This window comes from Mizugakiibacter sediminis, assembly GCF_000953855.2.
GTDB classification, from domain to species: domain Bacteria; phylum Pseudomonadota; class Gammaproteobacteria; order Xanthomonadales; family Rhodanobacteraceae; genus Mizugakiibacter; species Mizugakiibacter sediminis.
On sequence record NZ_DF970255.1, the window covers coordinates 49,404 to 52,159 of the forward strand.

Below are 2,756 nucleotides of genomic sequence, written 5' to 3' on the forward strand. Positions count from 1 at the left end.
CGCGAGGCGAGGCCCAGTCCGGCGAGGACGCCGATACCCGCAATCACCACACCGATAATCACTGGCTTGTTCATGAAGTGTCCTCCTGAGACGTCCCGGAACCCAGGCACGCGGCTGCGTGCCGATTCATTCAAGCAATCGCGAACTGAACAGCCCCCAACGGCAACGGGCGGCGTATTCAGACCCGATTAACGCTTTTCCGCCGCGGCGCGAGGCAAGGCGCGCCGGCAGTCGCGCGATGCTAGACGGGCGCCCGCACGGCGGCGCTCGACGCCGTCACACGCCGTCACTATCGTGCGCGCATGTTGCGGATCACCGACAGCCACGCCCACCTCGACGCCCGCGAATTCGACGCCGACCGTGCCGCCGTGCTCGAGCGCGCGCGGGCCGCGGGCGTCGCCCACCAGATCGTGCCGGCGGTGAACGCCGCCGGCTGGGCGCCGCTGCGCGCGCTGTGCGCGAACCATCCCGACCTGCACCCCGCCTACGGCCTACACCCGATGTACCTGGCCGACCACGCGCCGCAGCACCTGCACGAACTGGGCGACTGGCTGCAGCGCGAGCGCGCCGTCGCGGTCGGCGAATGCGGCCTGGACTTCTACGTCGAAGGCCTGGACGCCGAACTGCAGCGCATGTACTTCGTGCGCCAGCTCGAGCTGGCGCGCGAGTTCGCCCTGCCGGTGATCGTGCACGCGCGACGCGCGCTGGACGAGGTGATCGCCGCGCTGCGCCGCATCGGCGGCCTGCGCGGCGTCGTGCACAGCTTCTCCGGCAGCGAGGAGCAGGCCCGCCAATTGTGGAAGCTGGGCTTCGGCATCGGCATCGGCGGGCCGGTCACCTACCCGCGCGCGCAGCGGTTGCGCCGCATCGTCGCCGCGATGCCGCTGCAATACCTGCTGCTGGAAACCGACGCGCCGGACCAGCCCGGCATCGGCCATCGCGGCGAACGCAACGAGCCCGCGCACCTGGTCGAAGTGCTCGACTGCATCGCCGCGCTGCGTGGCATGGAACGCGAGGCGCTCGCCGCGGCGACGAGCGGCAACGCCGCCGCGCTGTTCGGCCTGGCCTGAGCTTTGGCGACGCGACCGCCGCGCGCCATACTTGCGCGGTTTCCCCCTGCACGGACGTCCGCCATGAAGATCGCATTCATCGGTCTCGGCAACATGGGCGCGCCGATGGCGCGCCATCTGCAAGACGCGGGGCACGAGCTGCGCGCGTGGACGCGTTCGGCGGAGCGTCGCGCCGAACTGCGCGGCGCAGGGCTGAACGTGGTCGACGAACTCGCCGCGGCCGCCGCAGGCGCCGAGGCCGCGATCAGCATGCTCGCCGACGACGCCGCCGAGTTCGCCGTCAGCGAGGGCGACGGCGGACTGCTGCGGCATCTGCCGCGCGCAGCGGTGCGCGTCAGCATGAGCACGATCGGCGTCGACGCCTCGCGCCGTCTCGCCGGGCTGCACGCCGCGCACGGGCAGGGTTACGTCGCCGCGCCGGTGTTCGGACGGCCCGCAGCCGCCGCGGCGCGCGCGCTGTGGATCGCCGCCGCCGGCGACGACGGCGCGCTGGCGCGCGTGCGCCCGCTGCTGGAGACGCTGGGCCGTGGCCTCAGCCTGCCGGGCGGCCCGGCCGAAACGGCGCACGCGCTGAAACTCGGCGCCAACGCGCTGGGCGCGATCATCACCGAGGGCCTCGGCGAAGTGTTCGCCTTCGGCGCCAAGGCCGGCGTGGCGCCGGCCGCGTTCCTCGAACTGCTCGACCAGGCCATGCTGCAGGCCGGCTTCGTCGGCAACTACGCGCGCATGATCGTCGCCGGCGGCACCGACAGCCGCGGCGGCTTTCCGTTGCGGCTGGCGCTGAAGGACGTCGGCCTCGCCCTCGATGCCGCGGTCGGCCTGCGCGCGCCGCTGCCGCTGGCCGCCGCGGTGCGCGACCGCATGCTGCGCGCGGTCGCCACCGGCCGCGGCGGGCACGACCTCCCCGCCCTCGCCCGCCTCGCCTTCGAAGACGCCGGCCTGGACGGACGCCCCTGACGCGCGGCCGCCGGTTGCGTGGAACGACGATCGTCGCTAACCTTATAGTTCATTACTGAACTATTTTTCGCGCAATCATGACCGGCCACGACCGTCCGCTGACCGCGCGCGTCGAAGCCCTCAGGGAGGGCGTGCGCCGCGTCAACGCCAAGCTGCCCGACCTGCCCGCGCGCGAGGTGGTGCTGATGCGCATGCTCTGCCTGCTGGGCTGGGAATTCACCACCAACCTCGACCGCCGCCTGCGCAAGCACGGTCTCAACGACACCGACTTCCGCACGCTGATGGTGCTGTTCAGCAGTCCCGACGGCATGGCGCACCCCAGCGACCTCTGCCATCTCGTCACGTTGAGCCGCACCAACATGACGCGCATCGGCGACGTGTTGGTGGCGCGCGGCCTGGTCACGCGCACCCCCAGCCTGGAGGACCGCCGCCGCATCGTCATGCGCATCACGGCCAAGGGCGAAGCGCTGGTGCGCAAGCTGGTGCCGCCGCTGTACCCGGTCCTGACCGCGCTGTTCGCCGATTTCGGCGTGCGCGAGAAGCGGCAGCTGGAGGCGCTGCTGCTGCGCCTCGCCGCCGCCTTCGATGCCGTCGATTTCCGCAAGGAATCCTGAGATGCCGCCGAAACCGCTCGCCGCGGCGCTGGCCGCCGCCCTGCTGCTCGCCGCCTGCATCGGCGTGCCGCCGAAACCCGCCGCGCCCGCGCTGCGCGGCGCGGCGCCGCTGGCC

Annotated in this window: 3 protein-coding genes; all 3 read left to right on the forward strand. The window is 72.5% G+C overall.

Annotation, left to right across the window (positions count from 1 at the left end; all coding sequences use genetic code 11):
• Nucleotides 1–305: 305 nt before the first annotated feature.
• The 3 genes from MBSD_RS13750 to MBSD_RS13760 all read left to right on the forward strand — a co-directional run bounded on the left by MBSD_RS13750 (nt 306) and on the right by MBSD_RS13760 (nt 2,641).
• Complete coding sequence (locus MBSD_RS13750) at nt 306–1,070, forward strand: TatD family hydrolase (RefSeq protein WP_114693284.1); 765 nt, start codon at nt 306–308, stop codon at nt 1,068–1,070.
• A 63-nt stretch (nt 1,071–1,133) separates the two neighbouring features.
• On the forward strand, nt 1,134–2,027 hold the full coding sequence (locus MBSD_RS13755; protein WP_062537870.1) for an NAD(P)-dependent oxidoreductase: 894 nt from the start codon (nt 1,134–1,136) through the stop codon (nt 2,025–2,027).
• Nucleotides 2,028–2,104: 77 nt separating this feature from the next.
• On the forward strand, nt 2,105–2,641 hold the full coding sequence (locus tag MBSD_RS13760) for a MarR family winged helix-turn-helix transcriptional regulator (RefSeq protein WP_062537871.1): 537 nt from the start codon (nt 2,105–2,107) through the stop codon (nt 2,639–2,641).
• Nucleotides 2,642–2,756 lie beyond the last annotated feature (115 nt).